Here is a 21,773-nt window from a genome sequence, read left to right on the forward strand (position 1 = left end):
TGGCGGCCTCAGTCAAACCGGCTGCGAGCAAGCCTGGGGCACCCAAGCCCGCACTGAGCAACAACCCTGCACCAGCCAAGGCCAAGCTGGCGGCTGGGGTGGAGTCGGATTGGGAGAGTTTTTAAGCCAGTTCGGCGATCAATTCGATCTCGACACAGGCGCCCATCGGGATTTGCGCCACACCAAAGGCACTGCGTGCATGGGCCCCTTTTTCAGCCCCAAACACCTGGCCGATCAACTCGCTGGCACCGTTGGTCACCAGATGTTGTTCGGTGAAGTCGCCGGTGGAGTTGACCAGAGACATCAGTTTGACGATGCGTTTGATGCGGTTGAGGTCACCCACCGCCGCGTGCAAAGTGCCGAGCAGGTCGATGGCAATCGCGCGTGCTGCCAGCTTGCCTTCTTCGGTGCTGATGTTTTTGCCTAATTGGCCGACCCAGGCTTTGCCGTCTTTCTTGGCAATGTGGCCACTCAGAAACACCAGGTTGCCACTCTGCACAAACGGCACATAGGCTGCAGCGGGAATGGCCACAGGGGGCAGGGTGATGTTGAGTTCAGTCAGTTTGTCGTAAATGCTCATGGTGGTCCTGTATATAAGAAATAGGCTTCCAGCCCTTGATATATAAGGGCTGATAGCTATTAAAAATGAAATTCCGAGAAGGCTGATGGGCGCAGGTTACTGTACTCATGCGTTGGCCAGTTTAGCCTGCACTCCATCGTCCGGCGTGCAGTTGGTGCCGTGACAGCCTTCAATGGCGCTGGTGGGCAAGGCTTCGGTCAAGCGTACCTGGCCAGTGGTTTCGTCGTAGCCGACATGTCGCAAGTGCTGTGCCAGCGCCGCGTCCATGCTGTTGGCGTGTTGCGAGAACCAGATGCTCAACTCGTCAGCCATCTGCCGCACCACGGCCAGCTCACCGGCGTCACCACGCTTTTTCCCATCACGTAGTACCCTGAGAACCATCTGGTGGTGGAGAGTGTGACAGTTGTTGGCGGAAAAACCTGTGTCTGTCATCCAGCGGTCTTCGCGTGCAAAGTGGCTCACGGTGTGTTCAACCAGGGCGTTCCAAAGCGCCATCAATTGCGCATCGTTTGCCTGCACAACTTGCGCCAGCAAATCGATAAATTCCTCATGGGTCTGGTCCATTACCGGCACACCCATCTCAAAACTCTCCGACCACCGCAACTCTGCCATACCGATTCCTTTTAAAACGAAGGTGCCAGCATAGGCAAAAACAGCTTTTCTGCATTGACCCAGGTCATGGCTCAGAGATGACATCAGACGCTGTCAGTCGTGTGTCAGTTGTCTTTGATGTGCATCAATACTCTTTTTGCTATATGAACCTAAATTGCGTTTTGCAAAATAGCCAACCAGGTCTGGTGGCCATAAGCATATTTGAGGAGCAACTCATGTTTCAGGTTCGTATCCATGGCCGTGGCGGCCAGGGGGTGGTCACCGGTGCCGAGATGTTGTCGATCGCAGCCTTTCTGGGCGGACGCCATGCACAGGCTTTTCCCAGTTTTGGTTCGGAGCGTACCGGCGCTCCGGTGGTGGCGTTTTGCCGTATGGATGACAAAGAGATCCGCTTGCGTGAACCCATCATGCAGCCCGATGCCATCATCATCCAGGACCCCACCTTGTTACACCAGGTGGATGTATTTGGTGGCCTCAAAAAAGACGGCTATATCCTGATCAACACCACCCGCAGTTTTAACGAGATGGGGCTGGAGGAGTTCGCCAAGGGCTTTCGCCCGGAGCGCCTGCTGCTGGTGCCCGCGAGTGAGCTGGCGGTGAAACATGTGGGCCGTGCGCTGCCCAATGTGCCTTTGCTCGGGGCGTTTGCCGCCCTGTGTGGCCTGATCTCGCTCGATGCGGTGCTCAAGGCGATTGACCAGAAGTTTTCTGGCGCGGTGGCCAAGGGCAACCAGGCCGCTGCCAAAGAGGCGTTTGAGAGCGTGATGCTGCAGCAAAAACAAGTCGAGGAGACCCAACATGCTTGAACAATGTGAAGGCTCCCATGCCGTGGCGCAGGCGGTGGCATTAAGCCGCCCCGAGGTGATCTGTGCCTACCCGATTTCCCCGCAAACCCACATCGTCGAAGGTTTGGGTGAGCTGGTGAAATCGGGCGAACTCCAGGGCTGTGAATTCATCAACGTCGAGTCCGAATTTGCTGCACTCAGTGTGGCAATTGGCTCCTCGGCTGCCGGGGCGCGCTCCTACACCGCGACCGCCAGCCAGGGTTTGTTGTTCATGGCCGAGGCGGTCTACAACGCCTCGGGCCTGGGCCTGCCGATTGTGATGACGGTGGCCAACCGTGCCATCGGCGCCCCGATCAACATCTGGAACGACCACACCGACAGCATGAGCATGCGTGATGCGGGCTGGTTGCAGCTGTTTGCTGAGACCAACCAGGAAGCGCTGGACCTGCACATCCAGGCCTTTCGTATTGCTGAGGAACTCTCTTTGCCGGTGATGGTGTGTATGGATGGGTTTATCCTGACCCACGCTTATGAGCGGGTCGACATGCCGGACCAGGCGCAGGTGGACAAATTTTTGCCACCCTACGAGCCGCGTCAGGTGCTGGACCCCAGCGACCCGGTCACGATTGGCGCCATGGTCGGGCCCGAGGCGTTCACCGAGGTGCGCTACCTTGCCCATGCCAAACAGATGCAAGCCCTTGATCTGATTCCGCAGGTTGCTACAGAATTCAAAGCAATCTTTGGCCGTGACTCAGGTGGTTTGATCAAGACTTACCAGACCGAAGACGCCGACACCATCGTGATTGCCCTGGGTTCGGTGCTGGGCACCATCAAGGACACGGTTGACGATTTACGTGCCCAGGGGCACAAGGTGGGTGTGCTGGGCATCACCTCGTACCGGCCGTTCCCGATTTCTGCCATCCGTGATGCCACGGTGCGGGCCGAACGCATTGTGGTGATCGAGAAGTGTTTTGCCGTGGGTGTGGGTGGCATTGTGTCGCGCGATGTGCGCAGCGCGGTGCGCAACCGCCCGCAACCGGTCTACACCGTTGTGGCTGGGTTGGGTGGGCGCGCCATCACCAAGGATTCGGTGAACAAGTTGCTGCTGCAGGCCATGTCGGACAAGCTTGACCTGCTCACTTTTCTGGATCTGGACTGGGCGGTGGTCAACCGCGTGCTGGACCGCGAAAAAGCCCACCGCCGCTCCGGCCCGGTGGCCGAGGGTGTGCTGCGTGACCTGGGCACGGTCCACACCCGTCTGTCCTGAAACCTCCAAGAAGGCAAGATCATGGAACAAACACAGGTCAAGTTCTACCAGACCGGCACATTCACCGTGGGCAACCGGCTGCTGTCGGCTGAGCAGCGCAGTGTGCAGGCCAATGTGCAGCGCAGCAATTCGCTCAACTCGGGCCACCGTGCCTGTCAGGGCTGTGGTGAGGCGCTGGGCGCCCGCTACGCCATCGACGCCGCCATGGCAGCCACCAAGGGCCAGCTGATTGCGGCCAACGCCACTGGCTGCCTGGAGGTGTTTTCCACCCCGTACCCGGAAACCTCCTGGCAAATACCCTGGATCCACTCGCTGTTTGGCAATGCCGCAGCAGTGGCCACCGGCATTGCCGCTGCGATGAAAGCCAAAGGCCGCAGCGATGTGCGGGTGGTGGCACAGGGCGGCGACGGCGGCACCACCGACATCGGTTTTGGCTGCCTGTCAGGCATGTTTGAGCGCAACGACGATGTGCTCTACATCTGTTACGACAACGAGGCCTACATGAACACCGGGGTGCAGCGTAGCAGCGCCACACCACCGGCGGCGCGCACGGCCACCACCATGGCGCTTGGGGAACATCCCGGCAACGATTTTGGGCAGGGTAAAAACGTGCCGCAGATTGCCATGGCACATGAGATTCCCTATGTCGCCACCGCCACCGTGGCGGATCTGCATGACCTGGAATACAAGGTCACCAAGGCGATGTCGATCCATGGTGCGCGGTACATCCACATTTTTGTGCCCTGTCCGCTGGGCTGGGGGGCGGCCTCACACGACACCATCAAACTCGCCCGGCTGGCGGTAGAGAGTGGTGTGTTCCCGGTGTTTGAGGCCGAACGTGGTGAAGTCACCGGAGTGGCCAAGATCCGCCGCCAGGTGCCGGTTGAAGACTATCTGCGACCCCAAAAACGGTTTGCCCATCTGTTTGGCAAACAACCCGATGTGGCCACGCTGGCCCGCCTGCAGGCGCGGGCCGACCGCAATATCCGCCGTTTTGGCCTGCTGGAAACAAATGAGGTGAGGTAAATCATGCAAAAACCTTTTGCCATCACATTGGATGTCGGCAGTTCACTGGCCAACCACACGGGTTCGTGGCGCACCTCGCGCCCGGTTTATCTGAGTCGCATCCCCCCTTGCAACCACGAGTGCCCGGCGGGTGAAAACATCCAGGCCTGGCTGTTCCACGCCGAGTCGGGCAACTACGAGGCGGCCTGGCGCACCCTGGTGGAAGACAACCCGTTTCCGGCCATCATGGGCCGGGTCTGTTACCACACCTGCGAGGGGGCCTGCAACCGTGGCCAGCTTGACGCGGCCGTGGGCATCAACTCGGTTGAGCATTTCCTGGGTGACCAAGCGATTGCCCAGGGCTGGAAATTTGCTCCCCCTGCAGCGGCCAGTGGCAAAAAAGTGCTGGTGGTGGGCGCCGGGCCGTCGGGCCTGTCTGCTGCCTACCATCTGGCGTGCCTAGGCCATGCGGTAACGGTGTTTGAGGCCGGCCCCTTGCCGGGCGGCATGATGCGTTTTGGTATTCCGCAGTACCGTCTGCCACGTCAGGTGCTCGACGACGAAGTCCAGCGGGTGGTGGATCTGGGTGTGAGCATCCAGTACAACACCAAGGTCACCGACGTGTTGCAGGCCAAGCAGGATGGCGGTTTTGACGCGGTGTTTCTGGCGGTAGGCGCCCATATCGCCAAACGTGCCTACATCCCGGCCGGGGACTCGGCCCATGTGCTCGACGCGGTGTCAGTGCTGCGCTCGATGGAAGGTGAAGACAAACCGCTGCTGGGCCGCAAAGTGGTGATCTACGGCGGTGGCAACACCGCCATCGACGTGGCACGCACCGCCAAACGGCTGGGTGCTACCGAGTCCATCATCGTTTACCGCCGCAACCGCGAAAAAATGCCCGCGCATGATTTTGAGGTCGAGGAAGCGCTGCAGGAAGGGGTGTTGATCAAGTGGTTGTCGACCATCAAACAGGCTGGGGATGCCTCCATCACCGTTGAAAAAATGGTGCTCGACGACAAAGGTTTTCCGCAACCCACGGGTGAATTTGAAACCCTGGAGGCCGACTCGGTGGTGCTGGCGCTGGGCCAGGACGTGGATCTGTCGCTGATCGAGAAAGTGCCAGGTCTGGTGGTGCAAGACGGTGTGGTGCAGGTCAATACCCAGATGATGACCGGTCACGCCGGTATTTTTGCAGGGGGCGACATGGTGCCCGCTGAGCGCAACGTCACGGTGGCCATTGGCCACGGCAAGAAGGCGGCGCGCAACATCGATGCTTGGCTCAAGGGTGAGGTCTATGTGGCACCGCCTAAACACAGCGTGGCCACCTATGACAAGCTCAACACCTGGTACTACAGCGACGCCCCCAAGACGGTGCGCCCGGTGCTCGACATCATCCGCCGCCAGTCCACCTTTGAGGAAGTGCAGGGGGGCCTGGATGAAACCAATGCCTTGTTTGAGGCCCGGCGCTGCCTGTCCTGTGGCAACTGTTTTGAGTGTGACAACTGTTACGGTGTCTGTCCCGACAACGCGGTGATCAAGCTCGGTCCCGGCAACGGGTTTGAGTTCAATTACGACTACTGCAAGGGCTGCGGCATTTGTGTGTCAGAGTGCCCCTGTGGCGCTATCAAAATGGTGCCTGAAGAGGTCTGAATTGGCGCACAATGACATGAGAAGATTTTGAGAAGGAGTTCATCATGTTCAAGCATATTCTGGTTCCCGTTGATGGTTCACGTACCTCCCAAGTGGCGGTTGGCAAGGCCACCGAATTGGCCAAGGCCTTTGACAGCACCGTGACGGTCATTTACGTCATTGACCCGTACCCGTTCACCGGGGTCGGTACCGACTTTGCCTACGGACAGTCCGAGTATCTGAGTGCCGCCACCGCCGAGGCCAATGCCGCGGTGCATGCGGCCAAGGAAAGTCTGGCTGCATCCGGTGTGAAGGTGGACACCTCGGTCATCGAGGCCCACACCGCTTGGCGTGGCATTGTGGAGGCTGGCGAGTCGCTAAAAGCTGACCTGATCGTGATGGGTTCACATGGCCGCAGCGGGTTCGAGAAGCTGGTGCTCGGTAGCGTGGCCCAGGCTGTTCTGTCACACACCAAACTGCCGGTGCTGGTGACGCGCGACTAAAAAAAACAGCCCCGAGCGGGGCTGTCGTGTTGCAAACAAAGGGCCTCAAAGGCCCTTTGTTGTTTTCAGCTTAACCGCACTGACCCACGTAGCCGCAAGCGGTACAGAAGTCACAGCCATCTTTGTGGATGACGGTGGGGTTGCCACATTCGGGGCAGGGTTTGCCGGCCATGGTGTGGCTGGCTTCCTTGGTCTCGGGTGTGTCGAGCACACCCATGTCGCGCAGCGGGAAACCTTCCTCGTTGAGGATACCCAGCATCGCATAACGGTGAATGATCAGGCGCGCGATGTACGCCACCGTGGATGGCCACACCTGCTGGCGGCGCTCGTTGTTGGGCAGGCCCGGCACAAAAGCCATGAAGTGGCCCAGTGGCTCAGCGTAGTTCAACAACTTGCGCAGCTTCATGCCGATCCAGGCTGGATCAATCACCCGCATGTCCAGCGACAGCAGGCGTGCCAGACCGTCCATGGCCTTGGGGTAGTTGCCGCTGAAACCCACGGCACAAGGGCGTGTTACCACACCACCGTCATGGCTGGGCAGGTTCACTTCCTTGAGGGTCACAGTGAAGGACTCGCTGGTGGCCGGGTTGTCCACGTCCACCGACCAGGCCAGGGTGCCGGATGTACCGGTCTGGGGCTCACCACGGCTGAACATCGCATCAATCACCGGTGTGTAGGCGGGTTTGGCTTCACTGGTGCGCAACTTGGCGTTGGCCGCGAGTTGCTCACAGCGCCAGCGGATCACCGCAGCGGTGGCAGCCACCACACCCGGGAACATGCGTTTTTCGCCATGCGGCGGGAAAGGCATGTCAAAGGCGTGTTCTTCACTCACCGTGGCCAGCGCATCAAGCTTGAGTTGCAACCAGGCCGGGTCGTTGGCGCGCAGGTCCATCGACAGGGTTTTGGCCAAGGCACCCAGGCCACGGGGTTGGTCAGAGCCATTCACCCAGACCTCAAACGGCTGAGGTGCGCCACCTTCTTCGGGCGAGAGTTCACCAATGAACAAGGCAAAGTCACCAAACGGGTGGTGCACCATGAAGGTCCAGGCCGAATTGCCACCCGGCAGTTGTGGGCGACCGGGCCAGCGCAGGCTGGAGAGCACCGGCGCGGGCAGGCGGTCCAGCGCCAGACGGTGGTTGGCGCTGTCGATCTGTAGCGGCTTGGTCACGGCGGGCGCGCTGGGGGTGACACTCAGTACCGAGCCCAGCACACTGTTGGGCCGGTAGGTGGCCAGACCTTTGAGGCCCGATTTCCAGGCTGCGGTGTACAGGTCCTGGAAGTCTTCATAAGGGTAGTCAGCGGGCACGTTGACGGTTTTGGAGATCGCGGTGTCGATGTACGGTGCCACCGCAGCCACCATTTCCTCGTGGGCTTGGGCGCTCATTTCCAGCGCGGTGACGAAGGCCGGGGTCAATGGTGTGTCCTCACCCTTGAGGTGGCGGAACAGGCGCCAGGCGTGGTCTTCCACCGCGTATTCCTTGAAGCTGCCGTCGGGCATGCGTTTTTTGCGGGTGTAGGTCCAGCTGAAGGCTGGCTCGATGCCATTGCTGGCGTTGTCGGCAAAGGCCAGGCTGATGGTGCCGGTGGGGGCAATCGACAGCAGGTGCGAGTTGCGCAGGCCGGTCTTACGGATGCGCTCTTTCAGGCTGTTAGGCAGACGTGAGGCAAAGGTCTGGCCGCTCAGGAACAGGTCAGCGTTGAACAGCGGGAAGGCGCCGCGCTCTTGTGCCAGATCGGCCGAGGCGTCATAAGCGGTGTCGCGCATCAGGATCGAGATACGTTGTGCCATGTCGCGCGCCTGCTGGGTGTCGTAGCGCAGGTTCAACATCACCAGGGTGTCGCCCAGACCGGTGAAACCCAGGCCCACGCGGCGTTTGCTGGCGGCTTCCTGTTGTTGCTGGGGCAGGGGCCAGACGGTGGCCTCCAACACGTTGTCGAGCATACGCACGGCCACGCGGGCCACGGCCGCAAAACCGGCTTCATCAAAGCTGGCCTTGCCGGTGAACGGTTTGCGCACAAAGCGGGTCAGGTCGATGGAGCCCAGGCAGCAGCAGCCATACGGTGGCAGCGGTTGTTCGGCACAGGGGTTGGTACTGGCGATGGTTTCGCAATACGACAGGTTGTTGTCGCGGTTGATCTGGTCCAGAAACAACACACCTGGCTCGGCGTGGTCGTAGGTGGAGCGCATGATCTGGTCCCACAGGGTGCGGGCTTTGAGTTTGCGGTAGACCCAGATGCCAGTGTCCTTGTTCTGGTAGGCGCCAGCTTCTTTTTGGGGCACGCCCGGTTCGGCACGGTGCACCAGTGTGAAGTCGCCATCGGCTTGCACGGCCTTCATGAATTCGTCGGTGACACCGACCGAGATGTTGAAGTTTTTCAAGTCGCCCTTGTCTTTGGCGTGGATGAATTCTTCGATGTCCGGGTGGTCACAGCGCAGCACACCCATCTGGGCGCCACGGCGTGCACCGGCAGATTCAACCGTTTCGCACGAGCGGTCAAACACCCGCATATAACTCACCGGGCCGGAGGCGCTGCTTTGGGTGCTGCCCACCCAGGCGCCACGCGGGCGGATGCGCGAGAAGTCATAACCCACACCACCACCACGGCGCATGGTCTCGGCGGCTTCGGTCAACGCGGTGTAGATGCCGGGATGGCCATCTTCCACATGGGCGATCGAGTCACCCACGGGTTGTACAAAACAATTGATCAGCGTGGCCGACAAGGTGGTGCCAGCGGCCGACTGGATGCGGCCTGCGGGCAGGAAACCGGCTTGTAAGGCCTCCAGAAACTTGCCTTCCCACTGCTTTTGCTGCTCAGGCAACTCCACACTGGCCAGTGCTCGCGCCACCCGCAGGTTGACGTCGGCAATGCTGCGCTCCTCACCTTTGCTGTATTTCTCAATCAGCACTTCTTCGCTGATGGGTTGGGGTGGGAGTGACAGGGCGGTGTGAGCTTGCTCTGGGGTGTGCAGTGCCATGGATTGATCCTAAAAAGTGAGCGCGAAATAAAGGGTTTGATTAAGGTTCAGGGACTTCTTGATCAGCCTGCCTGAGTATCAAAACCGGCTCCGGACACTACATGTAGTGTTCTCGGGGCGAAATCTTACCACCTATGGTGTTCTATTTTTTGATCGATTGCTGGCTGAAACAGTGATTTTTTGCACAAATCAAGGTTTGCTGATTGAGCAAAACTAAAACTGCAAGGCAGATGGTGTCTCGCAAACTTCCCCTGCACGAGGCGTTGCCAAGGTGTCTGGCGGCTTATTGCGAGCCGTAGTTGGCCAGGCGGCGCACGTCCAGGATACGGATCTCGCGTTTGTCGACCTGAATCAGGCCCTCGGTCTCCAATTCGCGCAACACCCGGGAAAAATACTCGGGGGTGAGTGACAGTCGGGATGCGATGGTGGCTTTGCTGACAGGCAAGGAAACGGTCACAACCCCAGACTGTATCTGGCCATCCTGCTCTACATCCCGCAGCAAGAAACCGATCAGTCGCTGCATGCCGCTGCGCAGCGCATACCCTTCCACGTCGTGCACCAGGCCATGCAGGCGCTTGGAGATGCCCGCCAGCATGTGCAGCGAAAAACGGTGGTCCTGCTCAATTTCCTTGAACACCGCCTGTTTGCCCACACTGAGCAGCAGGCTGTCGGCCAGCGACTGCACATTGATCATGTACGGGATGTCCAGAAACACAATGGCCTCGGCAAAACTCTGTCCCGGGCCCACAATTTCGATCACTTTTTCCTGGCCGCTGGGCGCCAGCATGAACAGCTTGACCTGGCCGACCACCACCACATAAAAGGCGTCACACGGGTCACCGGTGCGAAACACCATCTCACCCCGGGCGAAGCGTTTGAGCTGGCAGCCCTCAGACAGACGGGCACGTTCTTCGTTGGACAGGTCGCTGAACAGCGGCATGACTGCCAGGTAACGCTGGATGTCAAAAGTAGCGTTGTTGTTTTTCATAAGGTGTTTGTCTCAAGCAGTTACATCGGGCGCTGCTGCTTGTGGGTCCATCATGGGGCTCGCCACCATACCACTGTGCTGTGTTGTTTCAGCGCCGCGACAGGTTTGCCCATGCTTGGGTGAGTTGTTTCACCAGGTCGTGCGGTCGGTGTACCAGCGCGTAGCCTTGCTGGCCAAATAACATGGGCAGATAGTCATGCGCCTTTTCATCGATGGTGACGCAGAAGGTTGACAGGCCAACGGCTTGTGCTTCGCGAATGGCCTGGCGGGTGTCTTCCAGGCCGTAGCGGCCTTCGTACACATCCAGGTCATTGGGTTTGCCGTCGGTCAGCAGCATCAACAGGCGGCGCTGCTCACCCCGGCCAGCCAGTTGCTGCGTGGCGTGACGCACCGCTGCACCCATGCGGGTGTAATACCCTGGGCGGATCGCGCCAACCCGGGCACGGCAGCTCTCGTTCCAGGGTTCGTCAAAGGCCTTGAGGTGTTGCAGGCGCACGTGGTTTCGTCGCACCGAGCTGAAACCCCATACCGCAAACGGGTCGTCCACCGCACTGAGTGCCTCACCAAACACGTACAAGGCATCCCGGATCACATCAATTACCCGCTCGGTGGGTGTGGCGTAGGCATCGGTGGAGAGTGACAAATCGGCCATCAGCAGCGTGGCCAGGCTGCGCTCGCTGAGCGCACGGCGGGTGTAGATCGGTGGTGAATCGGTGTGCAGTCCACCTGCGCCTTGTTGGTCGGCGTTAAAACGCACCCAGGCGTCCAGGTCGATGTCGTCGCCGCTGTCCTGGCCGTGTTGGGGCCGGGGTGCGTCGCGCAGGGTTTCGAGTTTGCGCCGGATACGGCGGGCTGTGAGTTTGAGGGCAGGGCTGGGCACAAAAGTCGGCGCCTGGCGGGCCTGCATCACCTGCACCACACAGTGCCCGGGCAGCAGGGCACTCTTGCGGTAGTCCCATTCGGGCAATGGCAAGCCCGGCCCCAGCGGCACATCATCGGCGCTGGCGCTGGGCAGGTCCAGGTCAAACCTGACCCGACTGGCCAGGGTTTGGCCGTCCGGGGCGATGGTTAGCGCGTCCATGTCGTTGGCGGCGGTCAGCGCGTTGCCATCGTCCTCGTCATCGGTACCCCGGTTGACCTTGACGTGTTCACTCCAGGTCATCAACCCGCCGCTGTGAAACGGCAGCACCAGCGCCTGGCGTTTGTCCTGCTCCTCGGCGCGGCGGGTGCGGCGGCGTTGGGTTTCGGCGCTGGAGGTCGTTTTTGCAGGCTGGACTGTGGGGGGCTGGTCCCGAGATGTTTTTGGCCCTTGTTGTGTACCAAAAGCGCTGAGCCACAACCACACCGGGGCCACGTCTTGTGGGTTGACAGTTGCCAGTTGGCTGGTGGTGGTCTGGCCACGCAAATGAGCTTGCACCAGTTCTTCGGCCAACCGGTCCGGGCCGCGCAATGTGGCCAGATTCGGGCGTTGTGCCAGGTGGTCTTGTACCAAAAAATCATAGCGAGCTACGAAGCCTGGAAAAGCGCTCAAGGTCATTTTGGTGGCCCGATGGTTGTCACCCAACCAGTCCTGGGTGTCCTCAAAAAAAGCCGATAACAGGGCCAGCCACAGGTACAGGTCGCGGTTCAGGGCTGCTGTCTCAAACACTGCCAGTTGGCTCGGCAGGGCCAGCACATCGGGCTCCCACTGGGCCAAGGCTGCCCGCTGGCCGCTGCCAGACAGGCGTTGTAACCAGCCGCGTTGACCACCTACAAGCTGTTGACTGGCCTGGGTCAGCCGTGTGGCCGCGCCACCGCCTGCGCTGCGAAACAGAATACCGATGGACTTTTGCACCTCTGTCAAAGTTACCGTGGCCTTGGGATGCTCCACCCGCGCCAACCGGGTGATGGCCTGGTGCCACCATTGGCCCACCATTTCTTCCATCAGGGCGCCTCTTGACGGATTTGGGCGCGCTGGCGCAGGGTCTCGCGCAGTGCGTCAGTGCCAATACGCCATTCCAGCGTGGGGCTGCGTTGCTGGTCGCCTTGGGAGGTCTCGCAGGCATCCAGGCATTGGCCACATTGCACACACGAGAACATCATGCGTTTGATGTTGCGCGGGTTGAGTCGCATCGGGCAGGCGTTGTCACAGGCACTGCCACGCGGTGCGTCACAGGTTTTGCACTCCTTGGCGCGTTCGCGCTCAAAGGCCACAACCATCCCTTTGGGGTTGGCCATCCAGGCTAGGCTCTGGAAATAGCCCACTGCACAACCAAAACGGCAAAACAGATGGCGGGCAAAGGCCAGCTCCAGGCTGACCAACAACGTTGCCACACCCAGAAAACGAAGCTGGTTGGGCGTCAAGCTGCCGTGCACCAGATTGCCCCAGATCACAGCGGGGGGTAACAGATAGGTCAGCAAGGTGATGGCCCAGGCAAAACCCACCAGCCCACAGCTCAGGCCAAACAGCGGCCACCAACGGGTGTTGGGCAGCTGGCCCGCGCGGGGTGTGGGACTGCTGTCCCACAGGCTGAGCTTGCCGCAGGCGCGCTGCAGCAGACCGTTGAGCATCTCCACCATCGAAAAATGCGGGCACAACCAGCCGCAGTACAGCCGTCCATGACGGTAAGCAATAGTGATAAAAATGACCACTAACCCAATTGCAGGAAGGAAAGCACGCCATAAAATGTGTAGCGCAGCGGTGGTGGCGTCTATTTCCCCGCGCGCCAGCGCGTCGATGCCCAGTGACCAGCGCAAACCCAGAAACCAGAGTTGTGCCTCAGTCAGGTCAAAACGCAGCAGGTTCAGCGCCGGGGCCAGCAGAAACAGCAGGAAAAAGCCGGTTTGGGTAATACGTCGCCAGTCCTGCCGACCCAGGCCGCGCCGGGCCGACGTCACCGGCTTGGCCAGCGCTGCAGCGGGGTGCGACAAATCAGGCAGCATCACCAAACAAGGCCCGCATCACCTCGTCGAGTGCTTGTGCGGTTGTTGCGTCGTCGGTGAGGGCGTCCACAATGGCCGCGTGGCAGGCCTGGCGCATCGACAGGCCGCTGGCCACCAGCCGCCCGGCCGACACCAGCAAACGGGTGCTGGCGGTTTCTTCCAGGTCCTGGTCGGTCAGGCTGCGCAGGGCCTTGGCCAGCTGCACCAGTTGCTGCGCCTGGGCCTGGGGCAGGCCGGTTTCCTTCTGGACGATGGCCAGTTCCACCTCGGCATTGGGGTAACCCAGACTCAGCGCCACAAAACGCTGGCGTGTGCTGGGTTTCAGACCCTTGAGCAGGTTCTGATACCCCGGGTTGTAGGAGATCACCAGCATGAACTCGGGTGGGGCTTGCAGTTGTTCACCGGTGCGCTCAATCGGCAGGATGCGCCGGTCGTCTGCCAGCGGATGCAAGACCACCGTGGTGTCCTTGCGCGCCTCCACCACTTCATCCAGGTAACAGATGGCCCCCAGGCGCACCGCCCGTGCCAGCGGCCCGTCCGACCACTGGGTGCTGCCGTTGCCGATCAGAAAACGGCCTACCAGGTCGGACGCACTCAGGTCGTCATGGCAGGACACGGTGACCAGCGGGCGCTGCAGCCGGGCGGCCATGTGCTCGACAAAACGGGTCTTGCCACAGCCTGTGGGCCCTTTGATCAGCAGCGGCAGCTGCTGATCAAAGGCGTGTTCAAACAGCCCACACTCGTTGCCCTGCTGGGCGTAAAACGGGATCTCAGACACGCTGTTGTGGCCTCAGTTGGAACAGGCCGGTGCTGCTTTGTTCCTCGCTGTCCTGGCTGCCGGGTGCTGCAAAAAAGCTGTACAGGTAGGTCAACAATCCGGCGAGGAAGCCCACACCACCCCCCACACGCAGCCAGTAAAAGAAACGTAACTGCTCTTGGGTGGCCATGAAGGGCATGGCCGTACCGTCGGTGGGCATGCGTTGCAACCACACCTGCAGGATGCCGGCACCGGTGAGCGCCAGCACCATCAGACCCATGCTGATGGTCATGATCCAGAACGACCACATCTCAAAGGCCTGGGCGCGGCGGTTGTTGGCTTCAAAACCGCGCAGCGTCGGCATGGCGTAGCTGATCATCGCAATCACCACCAGCACATAAGCACCGTAAAACGCCAAGTGGCCGTGGGCCGCCGTGATCTGGCTGCCGTGGGTGTAGTAGTTGATCGCGCTCAGGGTGTGCATGAAGCCCCACAGCCCAGCGCCGAGGAAACCCACCACCGAGCAACCTACTGCCCACAACAAGGCGGCCTGGTTGACGTGGTCACGGCGGCGGCGCTGCACCATGTTGAAGGCAAACACCGTCATCATGAAAAACGGAATCGGTTCCATGGCCGAGAAGATGCTGCCCACCCACTGCCAGTAACCCGGCATACCGATGAAGAAGAAGTGGTGGCCGGTGCCCAGAATGCCGGTGATCAGCGCCATGGCAATGATCACATAGAGCCATTTGTCGATCACCTCACGGTCCACACCGGTGGTCTTGACCAGCACAAAAGCCAGCAGCGCGCCCAGAATCAGCTCCCAGGTTCCTTCGACCCACAGGTGCACCACAAACCACCAGTACATCTTGTCGCGCACCAGGTTGTCGGGGTTGACAAAGCTGAACAGGAACATCAGCGCCAGCCCCCACAAGCCCATCAGCAGCACCAGCGAAATGCTGGTTTTGCGGCCCTTGAGCACGGTCATGCTGATGTTGAACAAAAAGGCCAGGCAGACCACCACAATGCCCACTTTGGTGGGTAAGGGTTGCTCCAGAAACTCGCGTCCCATGGTTTTGAGCAGCTCGTTGCCGGTCAGTTCGGCCAGCTTGGCATAAGGCACCGCCAGGTAACCGACGATGGTCAGTGCACCGGCCACCAGGAAAACCCAGAACAGGACCATCGCCAGTTTGGGGCTGTACAACTCGGTCTCGGACTCTTCGGGCACCAGGTAGTATGCTGAACCCATAAAACCAAACAGCAACCAGACGATCAGCAGGTTGGTGTGCACCATGCGCGCCTGGTTGAACGGGATGTACGGAAAGGCGAAGTCGCCAATCACGTACTGCAGCCCGAGCGTGATGCCAAAAATGATCTGTGCCGTGAACAGCACCAGCGCCGCAATGAAGTAGTACTTGGCGACGCCCTGCGACTTGTATTTGAGTGTGATAGCTTGCATGTGAGGGTTCCTAAAGTGTTCTGTTCTGCTTCACGTTTCAGCCTTCAATGTTCGGTGGCCAGTTTTCGGTGTTGATCTCGCCCGTCCAACGCAGGAACTCGGTGAGGTCGTCCAGCTGTTCAGGTGTGAAGTTGAACTGCGGCATTTGCCGGCGCCCCTCAATGTGGGTGGGTTGAGAGGCGATCCAGGCCTTGATGAAGTCCGGCCCGCGACGCTTGTAGACATTGCCGAGCTCAGGCGCAAAGTAGGCGCCTTCACCCAGCAAGGTGTGGCAGCCAATGCAGTTGCGTGTCTCCCACAGCTGTTTGCCACGCACCACCTGCTCGGTGAGTGCCTGGGCGTTGGAACGCTGGGGAATCTTGCGCTCGCTGTCGAAGATCAACGCGGCAAACACAAAGATAAAAAACACCGACCCGCCATAAAACATGTTGCGGGCCATCTGCTTGGTAAAGCCGCTGGCTTTGGGTTGACTCATGCTGGAACGCTCCTTAAAAAAGTGACAGTCGGAGGTTAGGGGGCGCCCGCAGTTGTGTCCTTGAACCACTTCAAGAATTGATGCGAATCATGTTTTTTATGTTGGCAGCATGGCTTCTTGAAGTAGTTCAAGGACAGCGCACCAGGGTTTTCCCATAATGGGTTTTGACTGAACGAACCGCCCGGTGCAACCGGCACCCACACGCCATGAGCAAGACAACGTCCCTTCCGATCTTTTCCACCGGCCAACCGGCCACACCACCCCCCAAAGGCTGGCCATTGCTGCGCCTCGGATTCCGTCCGTTTTACCTGGGGGGTGCGCTGGTGGCGGCGTTGATGGTGCCGCTGTGGCTGTTCCTGTTTCTGGGCACACTCACGTTCACACCGGCGGTGTCACCCTTGTTGTGGCATGCCCACGAGATGTTGTTTGGTTTTGCCGCGGCGGTCATCGTGGGTTTTCTGATGACGGCGGGCAAAAACTGGACCGGCCTGGACACCCCGCGTGGCCCGCTGCTGGGAGCGCTGGTGCTGCTGTGGCTGGCCGCACGGCTGGCCTCGCTTTTCGGTTCAGCACTGGTTTATGCGGTGCTGGATGTGGCCCTGCTGCCGCTGGTGGCGCTGATTTTTGCCAGCTTGTTGTGGCGTGCCAAAAATTACCGCAACATGCCCCTGGCGCTGGTTTTGCTGCTGCTGGCCACTGCCAACGGCTTGTTCCATCTGGCGACCCTGGGTGTGCTGGACATCAACCCGATGCAAACCTTGTACGCCGCGCTGGCGTTGATCACGGTGATCGAAACCGTGATTGCTGGGCGGGTGGTGCCGATGTTCACCATGACCGTGACCCCTGGCCTGAAGCTGGAAGCGTCAACCCTGCGTGAACGGGTGACACTGGCCCTGACGGCGCTTGGTCTGGCGATGTGGGTGCTGCTGCCAGCCAACGCTGTCAGCGCTGTGGTGCTGGCTCTAGCCGGTGTGGCCCAAGCGCTGCGGCTGTGGGGCTGGCGTCCGGGCGTGACGATGAATCGCCCCATTCTGTGGATCTTGCACCTGTCCTATGCCTGGATCGCGCTGGCCCTGGGCTTGCTGGCGCTGGCCCAACTGGGCTGGCTGCCGGTGTCTGCCGGGGTGCACGCCCTGGGGTTGGGCGCCACCGGTGGCCTGATCATCGGCATGGTGACTCGCACCGCACGTGGCCACACTGGGCGGCCCATCATGGCTTCCAAACCCGAGGTGGTGATGTATGTGCTGGTGATGCTGGCCACCGTGTGCCGGGTACTGGCCTCCAGCCTGCTGATCCAGCATTACAGCCTGCTGCTGATGCTGGCCGCCACGGCCTGGAGCCTGGCGTTTGGGCTGTATCTGTGGGTGTTTACGCCCTGGTTGATGGCTACGCGTTTGGATGGCAAGGACGGTTGAGTTTTGAACATAGTCCACATGCCCGCACCAGCAGGTGTAGACACACCTGAGCGGCAAGAGCCACGGCTGGTGGGGGACCTGGCGGTGTGGCTGATCATCCTGGCTGAAATGCTGGCGTTTGGCATTTTTTTCCTGTCGTATGCCTTTGCCCGCACCCGTGATGTGGCGCTGTTCAATACCTCCCAAAGCACGCTGGATCTGAGTTTGGGTGGGATCAACACCGCGCTGCTCATCACCGGCAGTTGGTGTGTGGTGCGGGCCGTGCGCGCTGTCAAGGTCGATGCCTGCGCCACCGGTGTGCGCTGGATGGTTGCTGCCCTGTTGTGTGGGGGAGCCTTTGTATTGATCAAACTCACCGAGTACAACGCCAAATGGGACGCCGGGTTGGACCTGTCGACCAACACCTTCTACATGTTTTATTTTTTGATCACCGGCTTTCACTTTTTTCATGTGCTGGCAGCCATGGTGTTTCTGGGGATTCTGGCCGTCAGAACCGCGCAGGGAAACTATGGCAGCCACGACCACCATGCCCTGGAGACGGGTGGCGCGTTCTGGCACATGGTCGATTTGTTGTGGATCGTGCTGTTTCCGCTGATCTACGTCATGCACTGAGAGCCAACACCCCATGCGCCATCCCTCTGTCAACCTGATCTGGATGCTGTTGCTGCTGGCAACCGCCGTCACTTATTGGCTGGGTGAGTCCGGCCAGGTGGGAACAGGCCATCTGGGCCCGGTCTTGCTGATGTTTGCGTTGGCGGTGTTCAAAGGACTGTGGGTGATCAACGACTTCATGGAATTACGCCACGCACCGCCATTGTGGCGTCGGCTTTTGACAGGTTGGCTACTGATCGTGACGGCGCTGTGTGTGCTGGCGTATTGGCTGGCCATGGCCTGATCTGGGCAAGATGGCCTGCGCGTTGATATTCAACGTGCGCCCGTATCCGCGCCATTGGTTGGGCCAAGATGCTTTTGCATGTTTGTGAGGGCCAGCTGCAATCTCTTGGCCAGATCTGGATCGTTGCGAGACAAGGCGCCCTCAATTCCCGCGCGGGCTTTCTCCACGAAGTTGATGCGCGTGCTGTCTGTGGCCATGTCCACAGGCTGACCCGTCGCCACCGAGACCTTCATGGTCATCCCCAGAAAAGCCGAACTCTCGTCGAGTGACATGTTGCCGCTGCGGATTTGCCCATTCATCCAATCAAACAGGTCTTGGCGCGTCATGCTGGTGAAATCTGCTTGTTTGACGCCGGGGGCTTCCGCCGTTGCGGCGGCCAGTGCGGACGAAAACGATGTGGACTGGGTGTTTGTGGCTGTGGCGGCGTGAGCACGCTGTGTGGTGAACGTGGGATGTGAGTCGGTGTTGATCTTCATAAAAAAACTTCCTTCTTTGGTCGATGGGCTTGCAGCTACCCTCGGCCGCCGAGTCAAGCTTGCTGCTTGGGTGTCATGGCCCAGTGAACTCATTTGCCTAACGTGGCGACCTGCCGAGCCGGGCTGGCACATGAATGGGTACAACCAGGGTCACCTCGCTTGGCGCGCCGTCCAGTGTGTAGGGCTGGAACTGCATGACACGCATGGCGTGTAAGGACGCTTCGTCCAGATCGGGGTTCCCGCAAGACGCCAGCAGCGCCGTTCTGGTCACCAAACCTTCGGAATTGATGTGGGCCTGCAGGATGGCCGGACCCGTGACCCGCCCCTTGGCCACCAGACCAGGAACCTGGAGTTTGAAGTGGGTGAGCGGGCGAAGATCCTCAAACTTGACCACTGTGGTTGGCCAGGCTGGCCCGGCTGAATCTGCCGCGGCCATAGGGCAGGAGAGGCCTGTCAAGCTGAGCACGGTGGCTAGGCTAAGAAGTAGCTTCTTGAATTGAGACATGAATCGGTCAGTTTCTTGCGGTTACTGTGGGTACATATGACGGGTTGGGCAAGCTATTTCGCATTGCTGGTAGGAATGTCCGACAAACCAGCCGTCGCAGCTGCGCTTGCAGAACCAGAAGCTCTTAGCTCGACAACGACGCCGACTACTTTCCCTGAACTATCACGGGAATACTTGATGGTTCCAATACTCTCGATTCCTCGAAGGACAAGCTCTTGTACTCTTTGTTGTTCCTCGGCGTCAGCTTTGACGTCGTTGAGCGCCTTGAGATAGTAGACGTGAGAGATCCCCCATCCGCCTAAAAAACTAAGAATGGTCAAGACTATGTCTCTACGCAGAATGTGTCGCAATGACAATTTTTGAGATATCACGCCCATGTTGGTATCCACTGTGTGTGTGTTTTCAGTAATGTAATCGGCAAATTTGGCTTGAACATCTGTTGCTTGGCGAGTGAATCGCTATGGAAAAACAGGGCAACTTGCTTATCCGTCAGGGCGCCCCCTCACATCACCCCATCAAACATCATCACCTTGACCAGCTCACCGACCTGGACTGTGCCCTGGTCGTGGGCCAGCACAATCAGGCCATTGGCGCGGGCCATGGAGCTGAGGACCCCTGAGCCCTGGTTGCCGGTGGTTCGGACCTGTAACGTGCCGTCAGCTGCAGTGCTGACGATGCCGCGCTGGTACTCGGTGCGGCCGGGTTTTTTGGGGATGAGGTCGCTGGCATGGGCTTGCAACAGCGGTGGTGCTTCAGCATGGTGACCCATCAAACGCAACAGGGCAGGGCGCACAAAGGCCAGAAAACTCACCATGGCCGCCACCGGGTTGCCGGGCAGGCCAAACAGGATGGCTGAGTCAGCCGGAATATTGTCATTTTCATAGCTATCAGCCCTTTTGGTAAAAGGGCTAGAGGCCAATTTGTCTTTGAAGATCCGGCCCACCGCCAGCGGGCGACCGGGGCGCATGGCGACACGCCAGAAGGCCACCTCACCGAGCTGGGCCATGATCTGTTTGGTGTGGTCGGCCTCACCCACGCTGACGCCGCCGCTGCTGATGATGGCGTCGGCTTGGCTGGCGGCTTGTTCAAAAGCGGCTTGTAATGCGGCCGGTTCGTCGCGCACCACCCCCAGGTCGATCACCTCACACCCAAGCCGGGTCAGCAGGCCAAACAGGGTGTAGCGGTTGCTGTCATACACCGCGCCGGGGCGGGGTGGCTCACCCAGGCTCAGGATTTCGTTGCCGGTGGAGAAGGTGGCCACTTTCAAAGGCCGCCACACGGGCACGGTTTGTAGGCCCAAACTGGCCACCAGCCCAAGTGCAGCGGGGGTCAACAGCTCCCCTTTGTGCAGCGCGGGCTGGCCTTCTAACAGGTCTTCACCCATCAGGCGGCAGTTGTCGCCGGGCCGCACGATATCTGGCGGCAAGTCTATGTGGGTATTGGTGTGTTTGACCAGCTCCTGCGGCACCACGGTGTCCAGGCCGGGGGGCATCATGGCGCCGGTCATGATCTGCAGGCATTCATCACTTTGAATGGTGCCGCGCCAGGCTTGGCCGGCCAGCACGGTTCCAACGATTTTTAACTGCAAGCCCTCACCAGGCTTGAGCTGGCTGCTTTTAAAAGCATAGCCGTCCATGGCCGAGTTGTTGTGCGGTGGCACACTGATGGGCGAGATGATGTCTGCCGCCAGTACCCGCCCGAGCGCCTGGCACAGGCCCAACTGCTGAACCTCGGTCACCGGTTGCACCAGTTGTTCCAAAAAGCTTGTCACGCTGTCGGCAGACATGTTGTGCGGGTTGTAGCCGACCGGGTTGGTTGTTATCTGGTCCAGTGTGTTCATGGGCTGTGGCGCTCGGCCTGATGGAGTTCGGTCGGGGTGTTGGCGTTGAAAAAGGCCTGCGGGTCGTCACCGGGGCGGTCAAACGGCACCAACACGGTGTGGTGCTGCGTGGTCCAGGCGCCCACCTTGCGGCCACCGGCTTGGGTGAAGTGTGTCAGGCTGGCCAGCAGTTTCTGGCGCATCAGGCAAAACACTGGTTGCGGGCGCAGTTGTTGCTGACCGTTGTCATCAACTTCTGGCGCGCTGGCCATCGCGATGTCAGCTTGGTTTGCCTCCAGTGCGGCTGCCAGACGGCTGGCCAGGTCCAGCGGGAAAAGTGGGGTGTCGCAGGGCACAGTCAGCAGATAGGGCGTTGTGCAGTGCGTCAGCCCGGCCAGAAAACCCGCCAGTGGCCCGGCGAAATCGGCCTGCGCATCCGACACCACCGGCACCCCAAACGCTGCATAGGTGTTCTGATGGCGATTGGCATTGATCACCATGTGACCAACACCACCACTGCTTCGCAGGCGCTGGTGCGTGTGTTGTGCCAGCGGCACTCCGTTGAAAAGCAGCAAACCTTTGTCCACACCACCCATACGTGTGCCGCGCCCGCCTGCCAGGATCAATGCGGTGATGTCCGAGGGCTCAATCATGTTTTTCCGCCGGGCCGCCCCAAGGAAAAATGCGGCCCCCTCGGGGGGCAG

At 60.0% G+C, this 21,773-nt stretch carries 22 protein-coding genes; 8 read left to right on the top strand and 14 right to left on the bottom strand.

What is annotated here, in order from left to right; translation table 11 throughout:
* Positions 1-121: 121 nt before the first annotated feature.
* Positions 122-580: a RidA family protein gene (locus tag FDG13_RS08570; RefSeq protein WP_180126764.1), complete on the bottom strand. Its 459-nt coding sequence runs from the start codon at positions 578-580 to the stop codon at positions 122-124.
* 105 nt (positions 581-685) lie between these two features.
* Positions 686-1,276: a hemerythrin domain-containing protein gene (locus FDG13_RS08575; RefSeq protein WP_370528196.1), complete on the bottom strand. Its 591-nt coding sequence runs from the start codon at positions 1,274-1,276 to the stop codon at positions 686-688.
* Positions 1,277-1,407: 131 nt separating this feature from the next.
* On the opposite strand from FDG13_RS08575, the gene FDG13_RS08580 reads away from it, so the two are divergent.
* Genes FDG13_RS08580 through FDG13_RS08600 form a run of 5 tightly spaced genes read left to right on the top strand, consistent with a single transcriptional unit; the run spans position 1,408 to position 6,381 of the window.
* Positions 1,408-1,998, top strand: coding sequence for a 2-oxoacid:acceptor oxidoreductase family protein (locus FDG13_RS08580; protein ID WP_180126766.1), 591 nt, complete (start codon positions 1,408-1,410; stop codon positions 1,996-1,998).
* On the top strand, positions 1,991-3,244 hold the full coding sequence (locus FDG13_RS08585; protein WP_180126768.1) for a transketolase C-terminal domain-containing protein: 1,254 nt from the start codon (positions 1,991-1,993) through the stop codon (positions 3,242-3,244). The genes FDG13_RS08580 and FDG13_RS08585 overlap by 8 nt, the downstream gene beginning before the upstream one ends.
* 21 nt (positions 3,245-3,265) lie before the next feature.
* Positions 3,266-4,270 carry a thiamine pyrophosphate-dependent enzyme gene (locus FDG13_RS08590; RefSeq protein ID WP_180126770.1) on the top strand — a complete coding sequence of 335 codons (1,005 nt, stop codon included), beginning with the start codon at positions 3,266-3,268 and terminating at the stop codon, positions 4,268-4,270.
* A gap of 3 nt (positions 4,271-4,273) precedes the next feature.
* On the top strand, positions 4,274-5,899 hold the full coding sequence (locus FDG13_RS08595; RefSeq protein ID WP_180126772.1) for an NAD(P)-binding protein: 1,626 nt from the start codon (positions 4,274-4,276) through the stop codon (positions 5,897-5,899).
* A gap of 44 nt (positions 5,900-5,943) precedes the next feature.
* The gene (locus FDG13_RS08600; protein WP_180126774.1) at positions 5,944-6,381 is read left to right on the top strand and encodes a universal stress protein; all 438 of its coding nucleotides are present in this window, start codon (positions 5,944-5,946) and stop codon (positions 6,379-6,381) included.
* Between the two features lie 70 nt (positions 6,382-6,451).
* On the opposite strand, the gene FDG13_RS08605 is transcribed toward FDG13_RS08600, so the two are convergent.
* The 7 genes from FDG13_RS08605 to FDG13_RS08635 form a co-directional block, all read right to left on the bottom strand.
* Positions 6,452-9,358 (bottom strand): adenosylcobalamin-dependent ribonucleoside-diphosphate reductase, encoded by a 2,907-nt coding sequence (locus FDG13_RS08605; RefSeq protein ID WP_180126776.1) that lies wholly within the window; start codon positions 9,356-9,358, stop codon positions 6,452-6,454.
* 283 nt (positions 9,359-9,641) lie between these two features.
* Positions 9,642-10,346: a Crp/Fnr family transcriptional regulator gene (locus tag FDG13_RS08610; RefSeq protein ID WP_180126778.1), complete on the bottom strand. Its 705-nt coding sequence runs from the start codon at positions 10,344-10,346 to the stop codon at positions 9,642-9,644.
* A gap of 88 nt (positions 10,347-10,434) precedes the next feature.
* Positions 10,435-12,270: a nitric oxide reductase activation protein NorD gene (locus FDG13_RS08615; RefSeq protein ID WP_180126780.1), complete on the bottom strand. Its 1,836-nt coding sequence runs from the start codon at positions 12,268-12,270 to the stop codon at positions 10,435-10,437.
* Complete coding sequence (locus FDG13_RS08620) at positions 12,270-13,268, bottom strand: 4Fe-4S binding protein (protein ID WP_180126783.1); 999 nt, start codon at positions 13,266-13,268, stop codon at positions 12,270-12,272. Before FDG13_RS08620 ends, FDG13_RS08615 begins: the two co-directional genes overlap by 1 nt.
* Entirely contained in the window at positions 13,258-14,046 is a 789-nt protein-coding gene (locus FDG13_RS08625) for a CbbQ/NirQ/NorQ/GpvN family protein (RefSeq protein WP_180126784.1), read from the bottom strand. Before FDG13_RS08625 ends, FDG13_RS08620 begins: the two co-directional genes overlap by 11 nt.
* Positions 14,039-15,484: a cbb3-type cytochrome c oxidase subunit I gene (locus FDG13_RS08630; RefSeq protein ID WP_180126786.1), complete on the bottom strand. Its 1,446-nt coding sequence runs from the start codon at positions 15,482-15,484 to the stop codon at positions 14,039-14,041. Before FDG13_RS08630 ends, FDG13_RS08625 begins: the two co-directional genes overlap by 8 nt.
* 37 nt (positions 15,485-15,521) lie before the next feature.
* Positions 15,522-15,959: a cytochrome c gene (locus FDG13_RS08635; RefSeq protein ID WP_180126788.1), complete on the bottom strand. Its 438-nt coding sequence runs from the start codon at positions 15,957-15,959 to the stop codon at positions 15,522-15,524.
* Positions 15,960-16,165: 206 nt separating this feature from the next.
* On the opposite strand from FDG13_RS08635, the gene FDG13_RS08640 reads away from it, so the two are divergent.
* The 3 genes from FDG13_RS08640 to FDG13_RS08650 are packed head-to-tail and all read left to right on the top strand — an operon-like array spanning position 16,166 to position 18,269.
* Positions 16,166-17,374 (top strand): NnrS family protein, encoded by a 1,209-nt coding sequence (locus tag FDG13_RS08640; protein ID WP_180126789.1) that lies wholly within the window; start codon positions 16,166-16,168, stop codon positions 17,372-17,374.
* 18 nt (positions 17,375-17,392) lie between these two features.
* Positions 17,393-17,986: a cytochrome c oxidase subunit 3 gene (locus FDG13_RS08645; RefSeq protein WP_180126791.1), complete on the top strand. Its 594-nt coding sequence runs from the start codon at positions 17,393-17,395 to the stop codon at positions 17,984-17,986.
* Between the two features lie 13 nt (positions 17,987-17,999).
* Positions 18,000-18,269: a cytochrome C oxidase subunit IV family protein gene (locus FDG13_RS08650; protein ID WP_180126793.1), complete on the top strand. Its 270-nt coding sequence runs from the start codon at positions 18,000-18,002 to the stop codon at positions 18,267-18,269.
* A gap of 29 nt (positions 18,270-18,298) precedes the next feature.
* On the opposite strand, the gene FDG13_RS08655 is transcribed toward FDG13_RS08650, so the two are convergent.
* The 5 genes from FDG13_RS08655 to mobA form a co-directional block, all read right to left on the bottom strand.
* Complete coding sequence (locus tag FDG13_RS08655) at positions 18,299-18,745, bottom strand: hypothetical protein (RefSeq protein ID WP_180126795.1); 447 nt, start codon at positions 18,743-18,745, stop codon at positions 18,299-18,301.
* Between the two features lie 97 nt (positions 18,746-18,842).
* Positions 18,843-19,181 (bottom strand): TonB family protein, encoded by a 339-nt coding sequence (locus FDG13_RS08660; protein WP_180126797.1) that lies wholly within the window; start codon positions 19,179-19,181, stop codon positions 18,843-18,845.
* A gap of 122 nt (positions 19,182-19,303) precedes the next feature.
* Positions 19,304-19,639: a hypothetical protein gene (locus FDG13_RS08665; protein ID WP_180126799.1), complete on the bottom strand. Its 336-nt coding sequence runs from the start codon at positions 19,637-19,639 to the stop codon at positions 19,304-19,306.
* A 113-nt stretch (positions 19,640-19,752) separates the two neighbouring features.
* Positions 19,753-21,090 (bottom strand): gephyrin-like molybdotransferase Glp, encoded by a 1,338-nt coding sequence (glp, locus tag FDG13_RS08670; protein ID WP_180126801.1) that lies wholly within the window; start codon positions 21,088-21,090, stop codon positions 19,753-19,755.
* Positions 21,087-21,722 (bottom strand): molybdenum cofactor guanylyltransferase MobA, encoded by a 636-nt coding sequence (mobA, locus tag FDG13_RS08675; protein WP_180126803.1) that lies wholly within the window; start codon positions 21,720-21,722, stop codon positions 21,087-21,089. Before mobA ends, glp begins: the two co-directional genes overlap by 4 nt.
* Positions 21,723-21,773: the final 51 nt, after the last annotated feature.

The sequence above is a fragment of the Rhodoferax sp. BLA1 genome (assembly GCF_013416775.1).
Classification (GTDB): domain Bacteria; phylum Pseudomonadota; class Gammaproteobacteria; order Burkholderiales; family Burkholderiaceae_C; genus Rhodoferax.

Bases quoted from the DNA above. Each gene is read 5' to 3' on its own strand.
- FDG13_RS08570 (WP_180126764.1), bottom strand. From the start codon at position 580: ATGAGCATTTACGACAAACTGACTGAACTCAACATCACCCTGCCCCCT.
- FDG13_RS08575 (WP_370528196.1), bottom strand. From the start codon at position 1,276: ATGTCATCTCTGAGCCATGACCTGGGTCAATGCAGAAAAGCTGTTTTT.
- FDG13_RS08580 (WP_180126766.1), top strand. From the start codon at position 1,408: ATGTTTCAGGTTCGTATCCATGGCCGTGGCGGCCAGGGGGTGGTCACC.
- FDG13_RS08585 (WP_180126768.1), top strand. From the start codon at position 1,991: ATGCTTGAACAATGTGAAGGCTCCCATGCCGTGGCGCAGGCGGTGGCA.
- FDG13_RS08590 (WP_180126770.1), top strand. From the start codon at position 3,266: ATGGAACAAACACAGGTCAAGTTCTACCAGACCGGCACATTCACCGTG.
- FDG13_RS08595 (WP_180126772.1), top strand. From the start codon at position 4,274: ATGCAAAAACCTTTTGCCATCACATTGGATGTCGGCAGTTCACTGGCC.
- FDG13_RS08600 (WP_180126774.1), top strand. From the start codon at position 5,944: ATGTTCAAGCATATTCTGGTTCCCGTTGATGGTTCACGTACCTCCCAA.
- FDG13_RS08605 (WP_180126776.1), bottom strand. From the start codon at position 9,358: ATGGCACTGCACACCCCAGAGCAAGCTCACACCGCCCTGTCACTCCCA.
- FDG13_RS08610 (WP_180126778.1), bottom strand. From the start codon at position 10,346: ATGAAAAACAACAACGCTACTTTTGACATCCAGCGTTACCTGGCAGTC.
- FDG13_RS08615 (WP_180126780.1), bottom strand. From the start codon at position 12,270: ATGGAAGAAATGGTGGGCCAATGGTGGCACCAGGCCATCACCCGGTTG.
- FDG13_RS08620 (WP_180126783.1), bottom strand. From the start codon at position 13,268: ATGCTGCCTGATTTGTCGCACCCCGCTGCAGCGCTGGCCAAGCCGGTG.
- FDG13_RS08630 (WP_180126786.1), bottom strand. From the start codon at position 15,484: ATGCAAGCTATCACACTCAAATACAAGTCGCAGGGCGTCGCCAAGTAC.
- FDG13_RS08635 (WP_180126788.1), bottom strand. From the start codon at position 15,959: ATGAGTCAACCCAAAGCCAGCGGCTTTACCAAGCAGATGGCCCGCAAC.
- FDG13_RS08640 (WP_180126789.1), top strand. From the start codon at position 16,166: ATGAGCAAGACAACGTCCCTTCCGATCTTTTCCACCGGCCAACCGGCC.
- FDG13_RS08645 (WP_180126791.1), top strand. From the start codon at position 17,393: ATGCCCGCACCAGCAGGTGTAGACACACCTGAGCGGCAAGAGCCACGG.
- FDG13_RS08650 (WP_180126793.1), top strand. From the start codon at position 18,000: ATGCGCCATCCCTCTGTCAACCTGATCTGGATGCTGTTGCTGCTGGCA.
- FDG13_RS08655 (WP_180126795.1), bottom strand. From the start codon at position 18,745: ATGAAGATCAACACCGACTCACATCCCACGTTCACCACACAGCGTGCT.
- FDG13_RS08660 (WP_180126797.1), bottom strand. From the start codon at position 19,181: ATGGCCGCGGCAGATTCAGCCGGGCCAGCCTGGCCAACCACAGTGGTC.
- glp (WP_180126801.1), bottom strand. From the start codon at position 21,090: ATGAACACACTGGACCAGATAACAACCAACCCGGTCGGCTACAACCCG.
- mobA (WP_180126803.1), bottom strand. From the start codon at position 21,722: ATGATTGAGCCCTCGGACATCACCGCATTGATCCTGGCAGGCGGGCGC.